19 protein-coding genes, 1 tRNA gene and 2 pseudogenes are annotated in these 22459 nt (G+C 58.2%); 10 read left to right on the top strand and 12 right to left on the bottom strand.

Translation table 11 applies throughout. From position 1 onward, the window contains the following. Positions 1-31 precede the first annotated feature (31 nt). The 4 genes and pseudogenes from CWI66_RS04865 to CWI66_RS18300 form a co-directional block, all read left to right on the top strand. Complete coding sequence (locus CWI66_RS04865) at positions 32-562, top strand: helix-turn-helix domain-containing protein (RefSeq protein ID WP_100731069.1); 531 nt, start codon at positions 32-34, stop codon at positions 560-562. After that, positions 559-1299: an AzlC family ABC transporter permease gene (locus tag CWI66_RS04860; protein WP_100731068.1), complete on the top strand. Its 741-nt coding sequence runs from the start codon at positions 559-561 to the stop codon at positions 1297-1299. Before CWI66_RS04865 ends, CWI66_RS04860 begins: the two co-directional genes overlap by 4 nt. Then, the gene (locus CWI66_RS04855) at positions 1296-1631 is read left to right on the top strand and encodes an AzlD domain-containing protein (protein ID WP_100731067.1); all 336 of its coding nucleotides are present in this window, start codon (positions 1296-1298) and stop codon (positions 1629-1631) included. The genes CWI66_RS04860 and CWI66_RS04855 overlap by 4 nt, the downstream gene beginning before the upstream one ends. Positions 1632-1669: 38 nt before the next feature. Then, positions 1670-1870, top strand: a pseudogene (locus CWI66_RS18300) (iron-siderophore ABC transporter substrate-binding protein); the annotation flags it as partial. A gap of 158 nt (positions 1871-2028) precedes the next feature. On the opposite strand, the gene CWI66_RS04845 reads toward CWI66_RS18300, so the two are convergent. The 5 genes from CWI66_RS04845 to CWI66_RS04825 all read right to left on the bottom strand — a co-directional run bounded on the left by CWI66_RS04845 (position 2029) and on the right by CWI66_RS04825 (position 11675). Further along, on the bottom strand, positions 2029-5169 hold the full coding sequence (locus CWI66_RS04845; RefSeq protein ID WP_100731066.1) for a type III restriction-modification system endonuclease: 3141 nt from the start codon (positions 5167-5169) through the stop codon (positions 2029-2031). A gap of 156 nt (positions 5170-5325) precedes the next feature. Further along, positions 5326-7194, bottom strand: a complete 1869-nt coding sequence (locus tag CWI66_RS04840; protein ID WP_232710751.1) for a site-specific DNA-methyltransferase — start codon at positions 7192-7194, stop codon at positions 5326-5328. A gap of 7 nt (positions 7195-7201) precedes the next feature. Further along, the gene (locus tag CWI66_RS04835; RefSeq protein ID WP_100731065.1) at positions 7202-8017 is read right to left on the bottom strand and encodes a DUF4391 domain-containing protein; all 816 of its coding nucleotides are present in this window, start codon (positions 8015-8017) and stop codon (positions 7202-7204) included. Then, entirely contained in the window at positions 8014-8385 is a 372-nt protein-coding gene (locus tag CWI66_RS04830) for a four helix bundle protein (protein ID WP_081136077.1), read from the bottom strand. Before CWI66_RS04830 ends, CWI66_RS04835 begins: the two co-directional genes overlap by 4 nt. Before the next feature lie 23 nt (positions 8386-8408). Beyond that, entirely contained in the window at positions 8409-11675 is a 3267-nt protein-coding gene (locus CWI66_RS04825) for a helicase-related protein (protein WP_198517447.1), read from the bottom strand. 481 nt (positions 11676-12156) lie between these two features. Here CWI66_RS04825 and CWI66_RS04815 point away from each other — a divergent pair, with 481 nt between their 5' ends. The 5 genes and pseudogenes from CWI66_RS04815 (at position 12157) to CWI66_RS18650 (ending at position 14129) form a co-directional block, all read left to right on the top strand. Next, positions 12157-12411, top strand: a complete 255-nt coding sequence (locus CWI66_RS04815) for a type II toxin-antitoxin system Phd/YefM family antitoxin (protein ID WP_081136080.1) — start codon at positions 12157-12159, stop codon at positions 12409-12411. Then, positions 12408-12836 (top strand): type II toxin-antitoxin system VapC family toxin, encoded by a 429-nt coding sequence (locus CWI66_RS04810; protein ID WP_170919432.1) that lies wholly within the window; start codon positions 12408-12410, stop codon positions 12834-12836. The genes CWI66_RS04815 and CWI66_RS04810 overlap by 4 nt, the downstream gene beginning before the upstream one ends. Further along, on the top strand, positions 12833-13018 hold the full coding sequence (locus tag CWI66_RS04805) for a hypothetical protein (protein ID WP_081136082.1): 186 nt from the start codon (positions 12833-12835) through the stop codon (positions 13016-13018). The genes CWI66_RS04810 and CWI66_RS04805 overlap by 4 nt, the downstream gene beginning before the upstream one ends. A gap of 2 nt (positions 13019-13020) precedes the next feature. Beyond that, a complete protein-coding gene (locus CWI66_RS04800) occupies positions 13021-13818 on the top strand; it encodes a hypothetical protein (protein WP_139788419.1) in 798 nt (265 codons plus the stop codon). Between the two features lie 74 nt (positions 13819-13892). Beyond that, a pseudogene (locus CWI66_RS18650) lies at positions 13893-14129 on the top strand (type II toxin-antitoxin system RelE/ParE family toxin). Positions 14130-14251: 122 nt separating this feature from the next. Here the strand turns inward: CWI66_RS18650 and alr are convergent. From alr to CWI66_RS04780, 3 genes are all read right to left on the bottom strand, one after another. Next, positions 14252-15505, bottom strand: coding sequence for an alanine racemase (gene alr / locus CWI66_RS04790; RefSeq protein WP_081136085.1), 1254 nt, complete (start codon positions 15503-15505; stop codon positions 14252-14254). A gap of 63 nt (positions 15506-15568) precedes the next feature. Beyond that, a complete protein-coding gene (locus tag CWI66_RS04785; protein ID WP_100731063.1) occupies positions 15569-16606 on the bottom strand; it encodes a tyrosine-type recombinase/integrase in 1038 nt (345 codons plus the stop codon). A 97-nt stretch (positions 16607-16703) separates the two neighbouring features. Next, positions 16704-16780 (bottom strand) — tRNA-Ile (locus tag CWI66_RS04780). A 184-nt stretch (positions 16781-16964) separates the two neighbouring features. On the opposite strand from CWI66_RS04780, the gene CWI66_RS04775 reads away from it, so the two are divergent. Beyond that, on the top strand, positions 16965-17540 hold the full coding sequence (locus CWI66_RS04775) for a hypothetical protein (RefSeq protein WP_100731062.1): 576 nt from the start codon (positions 16965-16967) through the stop codon (positions 17538-17540). Between the two features lie 50 nt (positions 17541-17590). On the opposite strand, the gene CWI66_RS04770 is transcribed toward CWI66_RS04775, so the two are convergent. The 4 genes from CWI66_RS04770 to CWI66_RS04755 all read right to left on the bottom strand — a co-directional run bounded on the left by CWI66_RS04770 (position 17591) and on the right by CWI66_RS04755 (position 22435). After that, positions 17591-19426, bottom strand: a complete 1836-nt coding sequence (locus tag CWI66_RS04770; RefSeq protein ID WP_100731061.1) for an ABC transporter ATP-binding protein — start codon at positions 19424-19426, stop codon at positions 17591-17593. Positions 19427-19489: 63 nt separating this feature from the next. After that, positions 19490-20299, bottom strand: coding sequence for an ABC transporter ATP-binding protein (locus tag CWI66_RS04765; RefSeq protein ID WP_100731060.1), 810 nt, complete (start codon positions 20297-20299; stop codon positions 19490-19492). Then, the gene (locus tag CWI66_RS04760; RefSeq protein WP_100731059.1) at positions 20296-21378 is read right to left on the bottom strand and encodes a FecCD family ABC transporter permease; all 1083 of its coding nucleotides are present in this window, start codon (positions 21376-21378) and stop codon (positions 20296-20298) included. The genes CWI66_RS04765 and CWI66_RS04760 overlap by 4 nt, the downstream gene beginning before the upstream one ends. 88 nt (positions 21379-21466) lie before the next feature. Beyond that, positions 21467-22435 carry a FecCD family ABC transporter permease gene (locus tag CWI66_RS04755; protein WP_100731058.1) on the bottom strand — a complete coding sequence of 323 codons (969 nt, stop codon included), beginning with the start codon at positions 22433-22435 and terminating at the stop codon, positions 21467-21469. Positions 22436-22459 lie beyond the last annotated feature (24 nt).

The following is a 22459-nucleotide window of genomic DNA, read 5'->3' as shown; positions in this document are numbered from 1 at the left end:
ACGTTCTATAAAAGGAACAGCAAGGACGTCCATGGACGCGCACTCTCTTGTTACGCTAGGCCAACACCTCCAAGCCCTTCGTAAAGCGCAGGATTTATCGCTCTCGCAACTTGCCAACGCGGCGGGCATCGCGAAATCCAACCTATGCCGCTTAGAGCAAGGCAATGGCAACCCGACGCTCGACACGATCTGGCGGCTGGCCGTCCAACTCAACGTTCCGTTTGGCACCCTAGTTGCACCGATTAGCGTGCCGCTCGGCGAGGATGGCGTGCAGGTACAGTTGATCGACCAAGGTAAAGACGCACCACAGGTAGATGCCTACTGGATGCGCTGTGCGCCCCACACCCTGCGCCACGCCGAGGCCCACACACCGGGCACCCAAGAGAGGCTGACGCTGATCAGCGGCTATTTGGAAGCCGGACCAGAAGGCACAACGCTCTCGCTCGCTCCCGGCGATAGCGTCACTTTCCCCGCCGATCAGCCACACCTTTACCGCACTCAGGCGGCAGAAGCCACTCTGCTGCTCACCATCACCTACGGGCTAGAGGGCACCCGCTCATGAGCCAGCCAGCCGATCACACCGTTAACGCCCAACACTCATCACTGCGCTCTGCCTTACAGGGTGTGCGTGAAGCCATTCCGCTACTAGGCGGCTATATTCCGGTCGCGCTCTCGTTTGGTTTGGTCGCGACGCAGGCCGGCTTCACCACCTGGGAAGCGGCCGCCATTTCAGCGCTGATTTATGCGGGTGCCTCGCAGTTTCTGTTTGTGGGCATGATTGCCGCAGGTGCGCCGCTCTGGCTGGTGGTGGCCATGACGCTACTCATCAACGTGCGCCACGTGGTGTACGGCCCCAACTTGGCCGCGCTGCTACCCCGTAGCCGCCACTGGCCTTGGTTGATGCACGGCCTGACCGACCAAGTCTTTGCTTTGGCGCTCACACGGCTACCCCAGCTACCAGAAGTCAAGCGGTTCAGTTGGTTCGTGGGTGCCTCGCTGCTGGCGTGGTCGGTGTGGATCATCGGTACCATCGTCGGCGCGTCCGGCGGCGAGGCGGTTACCGCCCGCTGGCCGCTGCTGGGGGAGATCATGCCCTTCGCCCTTCCAGCCCTATTTCTTACCATGGTGGCACCGCGCTTTACCGACAAGCGCTGGGCCGCCGCCATGCTGTGTACCATCCTTACTGCGCTGGCCTTGAACTTGGCCGGGTGGAGCAATGTCGCAATTCCGCTGGCCGCCGCCTGCGGCGCGCTGTGCTTTTATGCGGTCACGTTCCAACCACGGAGGAGCCGCCCATGAGCAGCGCCATGTGGATCGCCGTCATTATCTGCGCACTCGGTACGCTGCTGATGCGAGTGGTGCCCTTTTTATGGATGCAGCGCCGTCTTGGTAGCGCAGCGGGCATGAATGCCATGCCCCAATGGCTGGTGATTCTGGGCCCCATGATGATTGCCGCCGTGTTGGGCGTCTCGCTGGTGCCCGTCAACCCCAGCCCTGTTTCTTGGTTGGCCACCGCGATTGGCCTGAGCGTTACGCTGCTGGTATGGCGGCGCCTGCGCTCCCTGGGCTGGCCAGTGGCGGCGGGGGTGGCGGTGTTTGGGATGGTGGAAGTAGGATTCGCCTTCCTTTGATAATGCGTTTTGCCTCGTTTCAGGACTCCAGGGCAAGCATGGTCACGGCCAACTTTTCCTCTCTGGGCGGCGGGCGCCGTTTATGTGCAGCGTGGTCGCTGCTGCTGACGGCTTGCCTGACCGCCCTTACCGTCTCTGCCAAACCACCCGAGCCACAGATCGTTACGCTTTACCAGGGCGCAACCGACAGTGCCGTCGCACTGGGCATTACTCCCATCGGCGTCGTGGATGCCTGGCTGAGGCCCGATGTCATCGGGACGCGGTGTCGGTCAGGAGTCGGCGTCGATGTCCAGGGTCAACTGCCTGGGGCGCTCGCCGTTCTTCAGCGAGGTCAGGCGCCATCGTCGATATCAACTGTCAAGTATTACTTGACAGTTGATATCCAGCCTCCTGCAGCTTACGCGTGTGCTTTTTGCCCGACCACGTCCATCAACTTGGCGTAGTCGGTCACCACATCGTATTTCACCTTGTCCTCGGTCACCTGCTGGCTGATCTCGTCGAAGAACTTGCGGGCGCAATCGATCTTCTTCTGCTCGATCTCGCGCAGCTTCATGGATGACATAGTGCCTTTGGTTTCAGCAACGAAGTAGATGTGCTTCACACTGCCGGCGCGGAAAGAGATGGCCCAGTCCGGGTTGTAGTCACCCACCGGCGTTGGGATCAGGAAGCCCCTTGGCAGCTTGGCATAAACCACCACCTCGCTGCTGGTATCAAGTTCTGCGACGAAGCGCCGTTCGATCTCAGAATCGGTGATGGCGTAGTCGTAGACGTGATTTTTGAGCTTTTGCGTGGCCCGGGAGAAGTCTTGTCCGGTTTGGTTGGCGGTGAAGATATCCACATCGTAACGCTCGTCCACTTCATCGTAGGCCAAACGCTCGATGACCATCGCGGCCTTCTGTTCGGTGATCAACCGGGATGCCTCGGCGATGAAGTGTTCAGGGTTTTGCCGGAACTGCTGGAATACAGCGGGTTGTATACCTTGCAGTATCCTGGCTGCTGTCTGGCGGGTCAGCTGGGCGTTTTCGGCTACCTTGCCGAGCAGGTCATAGCGGACCCGCGAGTGGATTGAGTCGCCGTATTCCGTCGCGGTTTCCTCGACCTTGAAGCCATCGCCCTGCTTCAGTTGCTCATCTGTCAGACCATCATGCTGGATGCCCTTTTGCACGGTGTATTGAAGCGGGGTGACACGCAGGTTCTTGTCCAGGGCTGCGATGCACTTGCGGACCAGCTCATCCGAGTCGAAGTCGACACGGTACACCGCTTTGCGATTGATCCTTTGCCACAACGCCTGGAACTCCTTTTTGTCGAAGTTGGCGTTTAGGGGGTTGGTTTTCGGCTTGCGGCCATCCTCGATTTTAGGCAGCTGGGCATCGCTGAATACGCTATCGATCAGCTCAAATACTTGATCGGCATAGGGTTTCAGCTCATCCGGCAAATCAGCCAAAGTGCCTTGCTCTTTTGCCTCGTGGTAAGTTGGCGCTATTTGGTCGGTTTCATCGGTGTAGTCATTTTTCACCAGGTAGCGGTATATCTGCTTGGCCATGGCGGCGGTCACGTCCACCGGGCCTTGCTCGGTGGTCAGCTGCTTGCCGGTGAAGTAGGTTTCGGTTGCCTGGCGCGGCCGTGCACTCAGAGTGTCGCTGATCTCTTGCTGTAAACCGGCGACAAAATCCTTGTAGCTCTCACTGGCAATCACGGTCAGTACGTTAATGGTGTGAACCACGGCGGGGTTATCCATACGGTCGCCGTGCTGGTCCACCGCCAAGCGTAACCCGCGCCCGACTTCCTGGCGTCGTGAGATGGCGTTGTCGCTGTGTTTGAGCATGCACATGACAAAGACGTTGGGATTGTCCCAGCCCTCGCGCAGGGCCGAGTGGGAGAAGATAAATCTGACCTTTCGTTTAGCTCTGGTTTCTGCATCATCTGCTCCTGTATGGAGCGCCAAAAGGCTCTCTTTGTCCTTCAGAATCAGGTCATAAGCATCCACATCGTCAGAATCAACCGATCGCGCTCCAACTTTAGGGTCTTTCAGACGATTGGTCTTCTTATCGATGGAGAAATAACCGTTGTGTGTGGCTGCTGGGTTGATATCGTCAAGGTACTGCCGGTAGGCTTCATTATCGATTGCCAGCTCAGACAGATATTCGTCCTTCAGCTGCTCATATTCTTCTTCGAAAATTCGTGCATACTCGCCTCGCTCATCAGGCTTATCATAGTCGCGGTACTTGGCTACCTCGTCGATAAAAAACAGCGACAGCACCTTGATGCCCTGGGCAAACAACTGTTTTTCCCGATCCAGATGGGCCTTGATGGTTTCACGAATCTGAATACGTCGGATATCTCGCTCGGACACATCGCCGCTGGCTTCACCGGCCTTCAATACCAGGCCATTGGTGAACTCCACAGTGTCGGTGGTGGCGTCGATCTGACTGATGGTGAAGCCGTCACGATATTGATCCAGCTCGCCGGACTCGGCAAACAGATCATTGCGAAACTGCAAGCGGCGTAGCTGACGCTTGATCTCACCGGACTTGAGTTTCACCTCCAGCTCGATACGGGCAACTGGCGCCTGCCTGGATATATCGATGCCTTCCAGATACAGATAAGCATTGGTGCCAGCCAGCCCCCGCGTCTGGATGCCACGCACGGCGATCTTCTTGACCAGCTTCTGGTTGTAGGCATCCAGCGCATCCAGGCGGTGAATACGGTTGTGCTGGGTCCTGTGAGTGGCCGAATAGCGCAGGATCATCAGCGGCTTGAACTGGGGCAAAGCTTCCATGGTGGCTTTGCCTTCCATCTTCTGCGGTTCATCCAGAATCAGGATGGGGCGGTTGGCGGCGATCACATCGATGGGCTTGCGAGATTGAAAGTCATCCAGCTCGTCGTAGATACGCCGGTTGTCTGCGCCTCGGGCGTTGAACGCCTGGATGTTCATCACCATCACATTGATACCGGCATCCGACGAGAAGCTTTCCAATTCATGCAGTCGCTTGGAGTTGTAGATGAAGAATCGCGCCTTCTTGCCATAGCTCTCGGTGAAGTGCTCAGCCGTGATCTGCAGGGATTTGTAAACCCCTTCGCGGATGGCAATGGACGGCACCATGATGATGAACTTGCTCCAGCCATAGCGCTTGTTCATCTCAAAGATCGTCTTGATGTAGCAGTAGGTCTTACCGGTGCCGGTCTCCATCTCTACGTCGAGGTGGATGCGCGTAGCCGCCAGAGCGTCCTTTTTATAAGCCGCCTTGACGGGCACCCGATTGCCCTTGTTGTCGTAGGTCGTGAACTCGGTCAGCGACGTTGCAACTGGCAGGTTTTGGCGTCGTTGGACCGTCTGGATGTTTTCCAACACCTGTGCTTCGCTTAGGGCAATGTCGGCATTCCTGAAGCCATCCTCGTCAAAGGCGCTGGATTGCGCGCGCTGACCCGGATCGATCCGGTAGGTCAAACCGTCGAGCAGGGGCTGACCGGCAAAGCAGTCGACCACGGACTCCACGGCGTGGGTCTGGTAGGCCTGGGTTTTAAACTTCAGCTTCATGGCATTCTCTTTCTGCATTCTTTCTGCAAGGCTTTCTGCACGCCGTCGCGCAGAAAGCATCTGATCTTCTATAACAAGCTCATGGCATCAATTGCAGCAACTCACAAGTTTTCCCTGTGAGTTGCTAATGGACCAATCGCTAAGCAATCACTACCGTCACAGGGAGCGCACTTCAGTGCTGGGCGACAATTGGCGGAAGATCTGCTCGACGTTGATTTTTACTGCATCAGAGACAAAGCCATTGTCGCGGAACACCACGCGCAGAGGTTCATGCTTGGCCAATTCCTTGACCAGCTCTTCGGTAATACCAGTATCGAAGCAGGCGACCAGAGCGTTGTCATCGACGAAGAACACGGTTTTGTCTTGCAGGGTTTCGCGGCGAATCGGCAGCGTCAGATCCACACCCCAGTCCACCAGCACCTGGAACAGCAGATCTTCCGGCGTTCGGTCCGGTTTGACGTTGTCCACCGCTTCCAACAGGTCACCTTGAGACAGTTGATCGGGGCGGTAGTAGATGTCCTTCATATTTGAGGTGTCTAACCGAAGAACACGAAATCCGGGGGATTTGCCTCCATCCTTTTGTAGTTCACTAATTACATTCACTAAGCGCACACGACCCATGTCAAAGATGGTTTTCATCCCAGGCTCAGGGGTACGCAGCGGCTCCGCTATCTGCACGCTAATAAATCGTCTGTTTCCGCTATCAATACGGTTTTGTTCAAGCACTGCATGTGCAGTTGGGGCGCTGCCACTGAAAAAATCCATGATTATTGCGTGCTCATCAGGCTTGGTTGCCAGCTGCACGATTCTTTGCAGCAACGCCACAGGCTTAACCGAATTGAGTACGTTTTCAGTATTTTCAAAAGGCACATATTTGAGCAGGGTTTTCTTGGCATCCTGAGTGTGGCCGACATCTGCATAGAACCATAGAGTCTGAGGCGTGCGGCCGGATGAAACTTCTGATAGGAATTTTTTTACCGCCGGTGAGTTGTTGCCTTCCTTTCCCCACCATATACGGTTATCAGCATCTAGCTCCGAAAACTTTTCCTTGCTAATGCGCCAGTATGTTCCTGTGGGTGGTCCGTCTATTTTTCGACCAGATGGCGAGACAATGGGGTAGATTCCAGCGTCGTAAGGGTTACGAGCAGTCATGTTCTCAGCTTTCCAAGGCCCCCTTGGATCATTGTCAGGGTTTTTATATCTGGCCTCCATTTCTTCAGTTCTTGGAAGCGCATTGGGGGTCCAGTTCTCTTTATTCTTTGCAAAAACCAGAATAAAGTCATGGTCCTCAGAAAACCATTTGGCAGAATTTTTAGGTGCATATACTTTCTGCCAGATAATCGTAGCAACGAAATTTGATTCCCCAAAAACTTCATTGCCCAGCTTGCGCAGGTTATCGACCTCATTATCATCAATTGAGATAAAAACGACACCGTCGTCGGCCAACAGGTTTTTGGCCAGTCGCAACCTCGGGTAAAGCATGGAAAGCCAGTCTGAGTGGAAGCGGCCATTCGCTTCTGTATTAGCTAATAAGCGACTGCCCTCTGAACTCCGCTGCCCAGAAGCATCAAAGTATTCTTCAGTTGTTTTTGAGTAATCATCGTCATAGATGAAATCTCTGCCGGTATTATAGGGTGGGTCAATGTAAATCAGTTTTACCTGGCCGAGGAAAGACTCTTGGAGCGCCTTCAGTGCTTCAAGGTTATCGCCTTCAATCAGTAGGTTATCTGCGTTATCAAAGTCAATGCTCTCATCCCATACAGGACGCAGGGTCTTCAAACAAGGCTTATTGGCTGAAACCAATGCCTCCCGCTTCCCTGGCCAATCCAACCGATACCGCTCCTGTGGTCCCTCGACAATCGAGTCACTCAGTTCCTGCCGTAATTGATCGAAATCCACCGCCAGGCGTATTTTCCCCGTCGTCTCATCCCTAGCTTCGGTCACACAGCCCGGGAACAACTCCCGGATCTTGGCGATATTCTCCTGACTCAGATCCGGGCTGTGCATTTTCAGTTTTTCCATCATCTTTCTCTCAATGACTCTGTGTGGCAGCCTGCTGTTGTATCAGCCGCTGCAGCTCCTGTTTGGCATCGCGCAGCTCGGCATTGATGGCTACGCGCTTGTTGAATTGTTTCTCGCGGCCCAGCCGCGTTTTGATCCGTTCGACTTGTTTCTGCTGGCTGGCGATGGCCTCGGCAAGCTCAATACGCTGTTCCAGTGTCAACCGCCCGGTTTGCAGTCCTTGCGCGCCCACCATATAGGGCGCTGCTGTGACATCGCTAAGGTGTGGTGTTTTTTCATCCCTCAGCCCTCCGCCTTCATCCTTCCCAAAAATCAGGGGGCTGAGTAATTGCTCATAAAGCCCGGCCATATCCAGTGCCACCGGAAGCTGCTGGCGTGGCGAGGTCTCTGGCTGCCAGTCCGTTTCGAAGTAGCTTCCCATGACCCAGCGGCTACTGTCCGCGGCACTTTTTGGGTTCTGCGCGGGTCGCTTATAAGCTGCAACCAGTTTTATACGTCCACCCTGTACCAGCTCAAAGATCAGCGAAAATGGAATGGCACGGTCGATGGCCTTGAGTACGTCCTGGTCCAGACTAGCCCCCTTGAGGTTGAGGCGAAACACCTGGATTTCTGCCACTGCAGGCGTGGCTGGCAGATTGACCGTTTCCGGGGCCAGTTTGTAGGCCCAGTTGATCTGCTCTACCTGCAGGACAAAGCGTTCCTTGAGGGCGGCACTGACGGCAGCATGCTCGTATATCTTGCTCTTGGGCACCACCCGGCCAAAGGCCGCCTGTTTCGGCCAGGCGAATAATAAGGCTGAGGGCTGAGGGATGAAGGATGATGTCATCCAGTCCTCCGCTGTTTGGTTTTTTTGGCGCAGGTGACAAGTATGGCCGTGAGCTCGTTGGCTTCGGCCATAAGATCGCTGAGTCTCTCTTTGGAAACGATACTGCTTTCCACCAGCAGTTCCAGCCAATAGGTGGTTTCTTCGAGTTCCTGCAAACCGCCTTCTATCTTGCTGATAAACTCGGCATCCGAGCGCGCACGACAGGCTTCTCGGTAATGTGCACCGACAGACGTACCCGAACGCAACACCTGCTTCCCCATCACCTGCGCTTCAGTTGTCTTGGGCAAGGCTCCATACAATCGCACTACCCGCAACGCAAATGCCTTGGTCCGCTCCCGCAAGTCGCTCACCGGTTTTTCATCCCTCATCCTTCAGCCCTCTCCTTCATCCTTCATCCTTCATCCTTCATAATTACCAAAAACGCAATCAGCTCAAAATCACCCAGTCCCTGTATCGTGGTGGTCAGTGCAGTGGTCCGGCCGCCGCCAAACAGGCTGTCGATGTCCTTTTCTTCCTTCACCTCAATCATGCTGCGAATGGCCTGGCTGAGCAGGTCGGAGTAGGGCTGCATATTGCGCCCGTCCTGGGTCCGCTCATTGAACAGCTGGCACAGGGCGCGGATGGGTTCATCCTCGCCCTTGCAACTACTGCGGATCAGGTCGAGCAAGCGCTTGACCTCGGTATGGTCGGCAATGACTTCACCATCAGTGCCGATATACACCAGGTAATAGGGGTGCAGACGGTTCTGCTGGTTGACGTTGACGCTGTCGTGGATGTTTTTCAGGGCGAAAATAACGCCAGGCAGTAGGCCAACGCCCGGTTGCGCCGGAACGATGGCGTGCATGCCGAAGGGCACGTTATCCAGCTCGCCGTTGGCTTTCACATAGTTCAGCAGGTCCATACGGAAGTCGTTCAGACCCAGGTCGGTAATCGAGATGCCGGCCTTGACGTCTTCCAGCTCAATGACTTCATCCTGCAGACGTTTGAGCTGCTCCTTGCGGTAGGCAATGTCACTGGACTTGGCGGTGAGCACGTTGTCATCACCGGTGGCAGTGACATCGGCGATTACCATGCGGTTTTCTACCCGCTCCTTGAGGTTGATGTATTCATCCAGGCTGATGTCCGGCCAGTAGTTGACCAGCTGGATCTGCTGGTTGGGCGATCCGATACGGTCGATACGTCCGAAACGCTGGATGATGCGCACGGGGTTCCAGTGAATGTCGTAGTTGATCAGGTAGTCGCAGTCCTGCAGGTTCTGGCCCTCGGAGATACAGTCGGTGCCAATCAGGATATCCAGCTCGCTGGGCTCATCCGGTAACGCTATCGCCTTTTCCTTGGAGCGGGGCGAGAACAGGGTCAGCAGACTCTGAAAGTCATAGCCTTTGCGCAGCGTCGACTTGGGTGCATCAGAGCCAGTCACCTTGCCGACATGCAACCCACGCTTCAATGCCATCGGGGCAAGGTTGTCATACAAGTAATTGGCCGTATCGGCAAAAGCAGTGAAGATAAGGACCTTGCGGTTGCCGGGGTTCAGCGGCTGGTCGATCTTGTTGTTGATCAGTTTGAGCAGGTGTTGCAGCTTGCTGTCATCCGCTGGAGCCACCTGGCGCATGGACTCCAACAGGTTGTCGATCAAGGCCAGGTCGGCTGCCAGGTCGTGACGCCAGGAAGGCAGGTCCATATCCGCCAGGCTGATCTGGACTTTTTTGCCTACGGTAAATTCATCCAGACCCGAGAAACTCTCATCGTCGCCGTCAAAGGCGTCGATATCGTCCAGATAGTCACCCACTTGAGCGGCGTTCCCGCTCGACTCGAAGGCGTCGATTGCTTCCAGCGTGCGAGTAATGTTGCCGCTGAGCGACGCCAGTGTCAGGCGGAAAGCGGCCACGGAGCTTTCCAGACGTTTGAGCAGGTTGGTGGTCATCAGGGCCTGCAGGCTGCGCTCACGGTCGGCCTGGCGCAGCTTGCCTTTGCCACCTTCTACCTGGGTATCGTACAGCTCTTCGTACTTGCGCAACCGGCTGGGCAGGATGTAACTGATGGGGGCGTAGACCGAGAGCTTAAGCACCGATAACTGGCTGAATATCTCGTTGAGGTCGGCCACATCCTGACGTTCAGTAATCGGGCAATGGAACGACAGCGGCTTGCGGCGCTCGGGGAAGTGACCAATGTCGGTGGTGTCGTAAAAGGTCTGGATATGCTTACGCGAGCGGGCAATGGTGACAGAGTCCAGCAGCTCGAAGAAGTCGAAGTCCAGGGCTTTGAGGATGGACGCCGCTGTGCGCTGTTCCGGGGGCAAGTCCGACCAGGCGTTGAAGGCCTTCTGTGCCCGGCGGAAAATCTCTTCTACGCTGGTGTTGGTTTTCAGATGCTTGCCCAGGGCATCAGACTCACCCTCATACGCCAGGGCCAACTGGTTGCGTAGATCGATAAAGCGGTTATTGACCGGTGTGGCAGACAGCATCAGCACCTTGGTTTTCACCCCGGCGCGGATAACCTTGTTCATCAGCTTCTGGTAACGGGTTTCACGGTCCTTGTAGGCATCGTTGTTGCGGAAGTTGTGGGACTCGTCGATTACCACCAGGTCATAGTTGCCCCAATTGACCCGGTTCAAGGGCATGCCAAAGGACTCGCCCGAGGTGCGGGACAGATCCGTGTGGCAGAGCACGTCGTAGTTAAAGCGGTCTTTGGCGAAAATATTGGTGGTCAGGTTGCTATTGTAGTTGCGCCAATTGTCCGCCAGCTTCTTCGGGCAGAGCACCAGGACTGACTTGTTGCGCAATTCGTAATACTTGACCACGGCCAGGGCAGTGAAAGTTTTGCCGAGGCCTACGCTATCGGCCAGGATGCAGCCGTTATAAGTTTCCAGCTTGTTGATGATTCCGGTAGCGGCGTCCTTCTGGTAGTTGAACAGCTTGTTCCACACCAGCGTATCGCGATAGCCAGTGAGGTCATTCGGCAGCACGTCTTCGTCAACATCTTCCAAAAAGTCCCGGAAGATGTTGTAGAGCATGATGAAGTAGATGCGCTCGGGGGAGTTCTCCTGGTAGACCGATTCGATGTGGTCGCAAATTGCAGCGGTAACGTCCTCTACCTTCTCAGGATCGTTCCAGATCTGGTCGAACAGTTGCAGGTACATCTGCGCATGGGCTGGCTCGTCCATGCGATTGACGAAGTTCGAGACCGCATTGCCTTGCTGGTAACCCAGGTCGACGGCAGTGAAGCCGTTGACCGGCATATAGGCAGTCGCCTGGTCACGGTTGGCAACATGCACAAAGGGCTGCATGGGGGCCTTGGTCTTGTTAGACCGGAACCTGGCCTTTTGGCGTATCCATTGCGCGCATTCGCGTGCGACCGCCCGCTGAGTTAGCTTGTTGCGAAGCTGAATCTCAAATTCGGTGCCATATAGCCCACTTTCGCGCTGGGACTTCGGGATGAAGAACTCCCGGCGCTCTTTTTTCAAGCGGTCCGTGACTTCGTTGGGTACGAAGGTAGGGGCGGTGAAGATGAACTGCAGGCTCTCCACCCCAGTCAGCTCTTTTTTCAGCGCTTCGAAGGCATAGATGGAGAAGCAGGAGGCGGCGATCTTCAGCCTGGCACCTGGGGTGACGGTCGCTTTGAGGTCGTCGCCCAAGAGACGGTTGATGTTGTCGATCATTTCCACTGTCTTCACCGTATGGGTCGATTTCGAGACATCGGCGACTATTCGTCACGCCCACTAACGCACTAAATATTCATTTCCGTTAGACAGTAATAAAAATGAGAGAAGATATAAATAGAAGGGAGCCAAAACATGGCAAAAGGAGCCAGAAATCAATAAATCACTATCGAGGAAAAGCAAAACCTTTAGAAATGGTGGGCCCAGTAGGACTTGAACCTACGACCAAGGGATTATGAGTTTGCCGCCAAAGCTCTATGCCTAGAAAAATCAAGCGTAGGCGAACGTAATCCAAACAAGCACAAAGCACTTGTGCGTCAGTAGTTTAGCGCAGTTTGGAGAAATAGGACAGATCTAATGAATGTACCCCTACTGTACCGTCCGGTTGTCCCTCTCACGATAGCTTGCCAGCCGCTTATGGACAGTCTACCATCGATGTAGTAACATACCTACACAGGTGATTCATGTAGGAGGTGTTGCTATGACCATCACGACCCTATCCAGTCGAGAGCTTAACCAAGACGTTACCCGCGCAAAGAAGGCAACCAAGAGCGGTCCCGTATTCATCACGGATCGCGGCAAGCCTGCTCATGTGCTGTTGAGCATTGAGGAATACCAGCGGCTTACAAGGCAACGTCGCAACATTGCTGACTCTCTGGGCATGCCAGACGTTGCGGACATCGAGTTTGAACCGCCGCGTGTGACCATCGGCACCCAGCCGGCTGATTTATCATGATGTTCGTTCTCGACACCAACGTAGTGTCCGAACTGCGAAAGGTTCGAGCAGGCAAAGCTGATCCAAACGTTTCGGCATGGACTGAAAGCGTTGATGCCGCCGAGCTTTTTGTGTCCGCCATCACCATCATGGAGCTGGAGCTGGGCGTGTTGTCGATTGAGCGCAAGGACGCCACGCAAGGGGCCGTGCTGCGCTCGTGGCTAGAGCAACACGTACTGCCGGAGTTCTCAGGGCGAACATTGCCAGTTGATACAGCCGTGGCACAACGCTGCGCCCGGCTGCACGTCCCCGACAAGCGGGGCGAGCGTGACGCGCTCATCGCGGCAACGGCCCTTGTACATGGTATGACGGTAGTCACTCGCAATGTGGCCGATTTCGAGCCTACAGGAGTAACCATCCTCAATCCGTGGGAGGCGCTGCAATGAAAGAGCGAATACATGACGATGCTATTGTCCAGCCGGACGAGCGCATCAAGCTTGGTTCATTGTTGCAGTCAATTGCCCGCGAAGCGGGAGGGCTGACCGACGCTGAAGCGGAGTATTTTGACCAGCTCCGCGACGAGACGCCGGCCGAGCCGATGAGATTCGAATGTCAGTGGGAGGCCTAGACGTGTCGAGCAAGTTCCTTCCATCGGTTGATCACCCAACCAAAGTATCAACGGCGATGTGCGCCACTATCTTCGAAGAGCTGGATTCCGCTTTGGCGCTCATGCACTCAGTTCGCGGTGAGCTCAACCCATTGCAGCGCCAATTGATTGGCCGCTTCATCGCAGCATGTAAGGTTTTCGGGCGCGACATGCTGGCGGCTGACGGGAACCACGATGCACTGCATGAGATGTTTGGCTTCCCGGCTGCCTGCCAGTCCGGCAACCTAGCCGATACTCAAGCGACAGGCTACGCATTAATCGACGACGTTTGTGCCGGAGTTTGCGCGGACTTGGAACGGGTAGGCACGGATGTTCAAGGCGAGCTGCTCGAAGGGGTGGTCGACGTGATGTCGAATATCCGAGTCTCACAAGGGGCGGAATCGCCGGAAAGTGAGGCACTCGATGCGATGGCCACGTCCGTGCGCCACTTGGCGCACCAGGTTGCCGCACTCTTCGAAGCACAGCCGTATGCACTACGTCGTCACCAGTTCGCCTACCAAGCTAGTCTTGAGACAACGGATGGCGATCCCGACGCCATCAGTGTGAGCGTCGAAAAATTCATGCAGAGCGTAAAGCCGCCAGTGAAAGGCCCCACCCTATACGAACGTTTGAGGCCCTACGTCCCACAGCTCCTACAGCTCCGCGAACAGGGGTACACCTATGCACAGTGCGCGCAGTTTTTGCGCGAGAACGGCATCAGTACTTACCCTGGCGCGGTCAGCAATGTTCTTTTCGAAGCTCGGAGTAAGGCGCAGCGATGAGATATGCTCGGGAGAGCTACGTAGAATGTGCTGCTGTCGGCGAAATGAGCTAGAGGCTCGTGGTGAATGCGGATATGGGTGGCGATGTTGTGAAGAAGCAAGTCGCGCTGCCTGGTCAGGGCAAGCGTGGTGGGGTTAGAAACATCGTCGCTACGAAAATGGTAGGGCGCTGGTTCTTCCTCTAAGGCTTCAGCAAGAACGAGCGATCCAACATCGACAAGGAGGAACTGAAGGTACTCCAGGAAGTGGCAAAGGATCTGCTTGGCTTTGATGACCGGCAGCTGGCCATTGCGCTGGCTGCCGGTGAATAGGTATGGAGAAATTAGCAGAAGATCTCCTCCAAGTCTTTCCCCACCACGAACCCACCCCGCTCATTCGAGCGGAGTGGGTTCGCAATACAGAGGTTAATAGGCAACAGTCTTTGTTAGCAAAATCACTCGCTATCGCTATTCATCCCACTATCGCTTGGGCGTAATACCTTGGGGTTGGAGTTCCCCCATACCGTATAAAGATCGGCTAATAGTGCGTCGTTGAGCTCCTCAAGCTCTTCAATGGTAATACGCTCCTCACCTTGAAGTCCGTAGAGCACCACCTCATCACCAGGAGACACGCCTTCTAAATCGGTAACGTCCACCATGGTCGTGTTCATTGACACTTTACCTAATACCGGCACCCGCTCACCGTTAATCAGCACAAAGGCAGCATCGGTAAACACACGCCGGTAACCATCAGAGTAGCCAACGGGTAAATTGGCCAGCAGGCTATCACGCTCTAACACCCTTACATGGTCATACCCCACGCCGCTGCCCTGAGCATAATCATTCACCGATGCAACACGCGTTCGGAAAGACATCACTGGCTTAAATTGCTCATAATGCGGCAAATCACCGTACAACAGGCCACCCGGCCTTACCATATCCAGCCGCGCCTCGGGCACTTCCATGGTGGCAAACGAGTTAGCCGCATGAAGAATTAATCCATCACGATCCAGATTAGCGGCCTCGATTAGCCAAGCACTCTGCTCATGGAAAAGCTCCAGCCCTTGGCGAACAAACTCCTCCTCTTCAAAGGCAAAGTGGGTCATGATGCCTACCAGCTCCAACGACGCTAACTCTTGAAGCTCTAAGGCTTCCTGGCGCCCTGATTCGCTCTCAAGTGCCATGCCATTACGCCCCATGCCCCCAGCATTTAGGCCTAAATGGTAGCGCAGCGTAACACCCGCTTCAGCCGCGTCCTCTGAAGCCTGCCGTGCAGCAGTTATGTCACCGAATAGCTCTTCCATCTCGTAATCAAATGCACCACGAATCTCTGCAGGTGTGGCATTGCGTACCCGCATTAATCGTCCCTCGAAGCCGCTTGCCCTAACCACGCGAGCTTCCTCATTGCTCGCCACACCAATGCAGGGAATACCTAACGCAATGACAGAAGGCATCAAGTTAGCAATGCCATGGCCATAAGCATCCGCTTTCATGATGGCGCAGAGCTCCGCTTCTTCCCCCAGTAACTCCTGAACACCACGAACGTTACCTTCGAAAGCAGATTGAGAGATCTCTACCCAGGCATTGGCGCTAATGTGCTCCGGGCTATCAACAAGCAGAGCCTGATCGCTAAGCAGCGGGGCCGCATAGCTTGTGCCAGTAACAGCAGCAGCGATGGCAGCAGCTATCAGGGTTAGTGGATATTTCATTATCAAATCCTTGATTAGTTTTCATTATTAGGAACCCGCTCAGCCTCCTCCCCAACGGATTCTTTACTCTATTGACCTTATAGTAGCTTTAAGCGTATATCGCCGCAGCATCTGCATTGACTTGTGGCCACTGATCGCGGCGACCTCTTGGTCAGACAGCCCCGCCTCCACCAGCCGGCTGACGGCCTCGTGGCGCAGATCATGAAAGCGGAAGTCATCGAGCCCTGCCTTCTTCTTCGCCTGGTTCCAGAGCTTGGTGTAGGCATAGGGGCCGCGCTTGCCGTCCCTGCCAGGCTCACCGAAGAACACCAAGCCACAGTCGAGCGGCCGCACCGGGTTGTTCAACGCCTGCTTGAACACCTCGGTAGCCGCTTGGGTCAGCGGTACCAAGCGGGCTTCGTTGTTCTTGGTGCCTGTGAGGCGCACCACGCGGCGTTTCACGTCGACCTGGGAGCGAGTGAGGGTCAGGATCTCCGACGAGCGCATGCCCGTCTCCAGGGCGATTCTGGCGATCCACGCCAGCATAGGGTTGCTGCGCTGTCGAAGCACGGCGAACAGGCGCTTTTCCTCGTCGACACTTAGGCGACGGTTGCGCCCCTCTCCTGGGCTGGGCTTGCGGATATTTTGAACCGGGTTGTAAGCCAGGCCCAGCCCCCACTCCTGGATAGCCACTGTGTAGAGATGGCCAAGCAGGGCCAGCTCCAGGCGCACGGTATTGGGGCTGATAGGCTGCCCCCGTCGCCCCAGGGTATTGAGCCGCGTGTCGCGGTAGTTGGCGATCAACTCCGGCGTGAGGGCTGCGAGGGAGTATTTGCCAAGATGCTCGACCAGCGTGTTGGCCTTCTGGCGTTCACTTTTCTGAGTGCTGGGCTTCTTGGTGGGGGTGACATCAGCCAGGTAGCGCTTGAGGGCGGCCTCGAGCGTCATGCGCTCCGAGGCGCTGCGCTGGATATAGACACCGCGCACCATTTCGTCTTCGGTGCGGCGTGCCCAGTCCTGGGCATCGCGCTTCGTGCGGAAAGTCTTGGCAGTAGTTGGCCAGCCTGTCTTGCGGATGACGGCTTTCCAGCTACCAGAGGGGGTCTTGACGATGGTGGCCACGAAAATCTCCAGGGGGCTGAAGGATCGGCAGTGTACCGAAACTGTACCCTTGGACTAGGGGACTCACCAGAGACAATTGCTAAGTTACTGATTTTAATGGTGGGCCCAGTAGGACTTGAACCTACGACCAAGGGATTATGAGTCCCCTGCTCTAACCAACTGAGCTATAGGCCCGAAAAGCGTGCATATCATAGCGAATGTGTGGGGGCACGGCTACCCCTTGGGGCGCTATCTTGTGGTGGGGCGGCACTTTTTCGGGCAGGCTGCGATACCGGACGCGATGCGGTTGCCCGCGGGCCTTCGGGCACTAATCGGCGCGGCCGGGGTCTGCTGATGACTGCTTCTATGGAGACACGCTGTGAAAGCCTTGATTGCTCTTTTTCCGCTGCTGCTAGCGCTGCCCGCTCAGGCCGACTGGCAGTTGGACCCTGCCCAATCGCAGGTGCGGGCGTCCATTACCCAGTTGGACGGTAGCGCGCCGCAAACTCATCATCATCACGTGAGCAATTTGCAGGGCGATATCTCCCCCGATGGCACGCTGCGCCTGCCGCTCCGGCTGAGCCAGACCGACGTGCTGCAACGTTTGGGTGACCTGCCGCCGTGGGTGGGCCTGCTGACCAATACGCCGCTGGTGACGCTGGTGGCGCAGATGCCACCCGAGCGCCTGGACCGCCTGGACATGGGCGAGGAGCTGGTGGAAACCCTGACTTTTCGAGTCCAAACCGACCGGCTGACCCAGGAGGAAGCGGTGCCGCTGCGCTTTACCCGCGTCGGGCTGAACGAAGTGCGTGTCACCCATGCCGAACCAATGGCGCTGGATGGCAATGCCCTGATGGCCAACAGCACGCTGCGCACGGTGCTTTCCCTGCTGGGCTATCAGCAGATCGATGAGCATGTGCCGGTGACCCTGAACGCGCTGTTGGTGAACCGCTAAACGCAAGCGCCGCCCATGGGGCGGCGCTTGCGTACGTGGCACGTGACGGCTTAGCGGCCCAGCACTTCCACATCGCCCGCCTGGGCGGCCCCGGTTTGTACCCGCCACTGGGCGGCGTAGTGGCCATCGGCCTGTAGCAGGCTGGCATGGCTGCCGCGCTCCGCTACCTGGCCCTTCTCGATCACGACGATTTCATCGGCATGCACGATGGTGGAAAGCCGGTGGGCAATCATGATGACCGTACGCCCGAGGGCAATGCGCTTCAGCGAGCGCTGGATCGCCGCTTCGGTTTCGTTGTCCACGGCGCTGGTGGCTTCGTCCAGCACCAGAATAGGCGGGTTCTTGAGCAGCGCCCGGGCCAGGGAAAGGCGCTGGCGTTGGCCACCGGAAAGGCGTACGCCCCGCTCCCCCACCGGGGTGTCCAGCCCTTGGGGCAGTGTCTCGATAAAGCTCCAGGCTTCTGCGGTTTTGGCGGCCTCGATGATGGCGGCTTCGTCGGCATCGGGCATGCCGTAGGCGATGTTGTCGCGAATACTGCCCTCGAACAGGTACACGTCCTGGCTGACCAGGCCGATGGCCTGCCGCAGCGAATGCATGCTGACCTCGGTGATGGGCTGGCCATCGACCAGCACGCGGCCACTGGCAGGGTCGTAGAAGCGCAGCAGCAGCTTGATCAACGTCGATTTACCCGACCCCGTGGCCCCCACCAGGGCCAGCGTGGTGCCCGCCGGAACGTGCAGGTCTACCCCGTTCACGCCTACCTGGCTGGCTTCGTACTGGAAGCTCACCGCTTCGAAACGTACCTCGCCTTTTACCGGTGCGGCCAAGGCCTGGGTGCTGTCGTCTTTCACCGTGATGGGGACTTCCAGCAAGTCCAGGATACGCTTGGTGCTGGCCATGGCGCGTTCGAACAGGTCGATGACCTGGGCCAGCCCGGTCAGCGGCCAAAGCAGGCGCTGGGTCAGGAACACCAGCACGCCGTAGGCGCCTACGTTGAGGGTGCCGTTGAGCGCCATCATGCCGCCCACGGTGAAGGTGGCCAAAAAGCCCGCCAGAATGGCCATGCGGATGACCGGAATAAACGCCGAACTGACCCTGATCGCCTGACGGTTGGCATCTACATAGGCTTCACTGGCGCTGCGCAGGCGTTCGGCCTCACGGGCTTCACTGGTGAAGCTCTTGATGGTGGCAATGCCGCTCAGGTTGTTGGAGAGCCGACTGGAAAGGTCGCCCACTTTTTCACGCACATCGCTGTAGAGCGGCCCCGCCTTGCGCTGGAAGAAGAACGCTCCCCAGATGATCAGCGGGATAGGCGTGAAGGCCAGCAGCGCAATCAGCGGGGAAAGCACGAAGAACACGGCGCCCACCGCCACCACGGTCACTCCCACCTGAATCAGCGCGTTGGCGCCGCCGTCCAGAAAGCGCTCCAGCTGGTTGACGTCATCGTTCATGGTGGCCACCAGTTGGCCTGAGCTCTTCGATTCAAAAAACGCCATGTCGAGCCGCTGGGCGTGTTCATAGGCATCCTGGCGCAGGTCGGCCTGGAGCCGCTGGGCCAGGTTGCGCCACAGCACCTGGTACAGGTACTCGAATAGCGACTCCCCCGCCCAGATAAAGAAGGTCAGCACCGCGAGGATGGCGATCTGCTCGTGCGGGGTTTCGAACCCCAGGCGGGCCACGAAGCTGTTCTCCTGGTTGACCACCACATCGATGGCGACACCGATGAGAATTTCCGGGGCAATATCGAACAGCTTGTTGATGATGGAGCAGATCGTGGCAGCGGTAATCCGCCGACGATACCCCTTGGCGTAGCGCAGCAGCCTGACCAACGCCTGAAAACTTTGGTTGGCAGAACTGGCGGATGAACTGGGCGTTGAAGCGGCCACGAGGGTTCCTTTTAGCGTGTTGTCATGTATTTTTTGGCCTGGAACCCCTGCACGGGGCTCCGCTCATTCAGAACGTTCGGCGCGGCGCACGTTGGCGAGCAGCGGGCTGCCGGTATCCGGATCCAGCAACAGCGTGCATTCTACCTGATAGAGCGCGCGCACCAAGGCTGGCGTCACCACATCGGCTGGCGCACCTTGAGCGACGATCTGGCCATCGCGCATGGCAATCAGGTGGTCGGCGTAGCGGCAGGCGCTGGCCAGGTCGTGCAGCACCATCACCACGGTGCGGCCATGGCAGGCCAGCGTGCGCACCAGCTCGAAGACTTCGATCTGGTGGCCCAGGTCTAACGCAGAGGTGGGCTCGTCCAGCAGCAGCAGCGGCGTTTGCTGGGCAATGGTCATGGCAATCCAGGCGCGCTGGCGCTGCCCGCCCGAGAGGGCTTCCAGCGGCCGGTCGGCCAGCGCTTCCAGGCCTGCGGCGGTCAGCGCGTGCTGCACGACCTGCTGGTCTTCCGCCGACCATTGGCGTAGCCACCCCTGGTGGGGCTGGCGGCCAAAGCGAATCAGCTCGGTGACAGTGAGCCCTTCGGGGGCCACGGCTTCCTGGGGCAGCAGCGCCAGTTGGGTGGCGAGCTGGCGCGTGGGCAGGCGCTGAATGTCGTGGCCACCGAGCAGTACGGCGCCGCCGTCGGGTTTATGCAGCCGGGCAAGCCCCGAGAGCAGCGTGGATTTACCACAGCCATTGGGGCCAACGATGGCCGTTACCTTGCCGCTGGGCAGCTCGACGCCCAGCTCCTTGATCACCTGGCGTTGGCCATAACTCATGCTGAGCGCGTCGGTGGCCAGGGTGGGTAAACCGTGGGCAGTGCTCATGGGCGACTCCGCTGCGGGCGCATTAAAATCCATAATAACCAGGGGCCACCGACCACGGCCGTGACGATGCCCACCGGAATCTCGATGGGCGCAAACAGGGTTCGCCCGGCCAGGTCGGCCAGCACCATCACCAGCGCCCCGGCCAGGGTGGCGGCCAGAATCGGCACATGGCGAGCGCTGGAGAGTGAGCGAGCAATTTCAGGCCCAATCAGCGCCACCATGCCCACCGGCCCCGCCACGGCAACGGCGAAGGCGGTCAACACCACCGAGAGCATCAGCACCTGAAAGCGGCGGGCGGTGACGCTGACCCCCAGGCCACTGGCCGTGGCGTCCTTGAAGCGCAGCACGGTCAGGGAGCGGGCCAGCGCCATGGCCGCCACCAGGCCCAGCAGCAGCCCCACGCCCAGCAGTTGAACGCTGCCGCTGGGCCGTGCATTGAGCGAGCCGACCGTCCACGGGTAAGCGGCGTTGGCGGTGTCGATGGCGACCCGCGCCAGCAGCAGTTGAGTAATGGCGCCAAACACGGCCCCTACCCCAATGCCGGCCACGATGAACCGATAGCCCTGAGTACCGCTACCCGCCGCCAGGCCGAACGTCAGCACGGCCGCCGTGGTGGCCCCGGCCAGCGCCATGGCAGGCGGAGCGATGCCCACCCCCAACCCCACCACCGAGGCCACGGCAAAGGCAGTGGCGCCGTTGTCGATCCCGATGATGCCCGGGGTGGCCAGCCGGTTGCGGGCCAGGGTCTGCATCAGCACCCCGGCCAGGGCGAAGGCAGCCCCGGTATAGCACGCCGCCAGCAGGCGCGGCAGGCGCAGCTCGCGGATCATGAAGGTGGCCATCATCTCCCCCTGCCCGGCCAGCGCCGCCAGCACCGCACGAGGAGCCAGCGCCACGTTGCCCAGGCTCAAATAAAGTAGACTGGCGGCCATCAGCGCCAGCAGCAACCCCGCATTCACCGCCACGGCACGCTTCTCCAGCAACACATGGTAGCGCCCTGACGTGCTCTGCAAACGCCAATAGCCCGCCGGGGTAGCAGCGGGCGTGGCCAAGGGGGCGGGGGTCGTCATAGGCCACATCGGCCTTGCACCCAACGTCGATTTTGCCGTCATTTTCATAGCGTCAGCGTCCAGGCAAGCAGCGGGCTTGCACAGCATGAATAGAGGGTCACAGCATGGGTAAACGGCGAGCGCGCACCACGGCAATCAGCACCGGTGCGCCACACAGCGCCGTGAGCACGCCCAGCGGCAGTTCGGAAGGCGCCACGATGACCCGGGAGATGATATCGGCGGTGAGTACGATCAACGGGCCTATCGGCAGGCAGAACCAGAGCGTGCGGCGAATGTCCGGCCCGGCAATGGCGCGGGCCACGAACGGCACCACCAGCCCGACGAAGGCAATCGGCCCGGCAATGGCCGTGGCCGCCCCCACCAGCAGCGCCACACAGCCAATCGCCAGCCAGCGAATCAGACCGGGGCGATGCCCCAGGCCGCTGGCGGCCCGCTCGCCCAGCGCCAGCGCCGCCAGGGGGCGGGCGATGAGCGTGACCGTGGCCGCCGCCACTGCCAGGCTGGGGAGTACCGCCCACCAATCCTCCAAACGGCGGCCCGCCAGGCTGCCCACGACCCAGAAGCGGATTTCATCGGCAGCGCGCTGATCGTAGAGCAGTAGCAGGGAACTGAGCGAGCCCAGCAGCCCGGAAAACGCCGCCCCGGCCAGCACCAGCCGAACCGGGTCGTTGCCGACACCGCGAAAGCGCGCCACGCTGAGCACGCACAGGCAGCCGATCAGTGCGCCCAGCTGGGCCACGGAGATACGCAGGGTAGCGGCGCTGGCCCCCAGCACCAGCGCCAACGCCACGGCGAATGCCGCCCCGGCGCTGACCCCCAGCAGGCCCGGCTCGGCCAGCGGGTTGCGCGAAACGGCCTGCAGCAGTGCGCCCGCGACCCCCAGGGCTACGCCCACGGTCAGGCCGATCAGGGTGCGGGGGGCGCGCAGCTCCTGCACCACGAACAGCGCTTCGCTGTCGTCCACGCCTTGCAGCAACCCCAATACGCGCACAGGGCCCACCTGGCCCGCGCCAATCACAAGGCTAACGACACACACCGCCAGCAAGGCGGTGAGCAGTATCAGCATCCAGGTCGTTGCGGAGCAGCGCCG

This window comes from Halomonas sp. 141, assembly GCF_002810305.1.
Classification (GTDB): Bacteria; Pseudomonadota; Gammaproteobacteria; order Pseudomonadales; family Halomonadaceae; genus Vreelandella; species Vreelandella stevensii.
The sequence above is the reverse complement of the archived record's forward strand: the minus strand, read 5'-3'. Positions and strand labels throughout refer to the sequence as shown.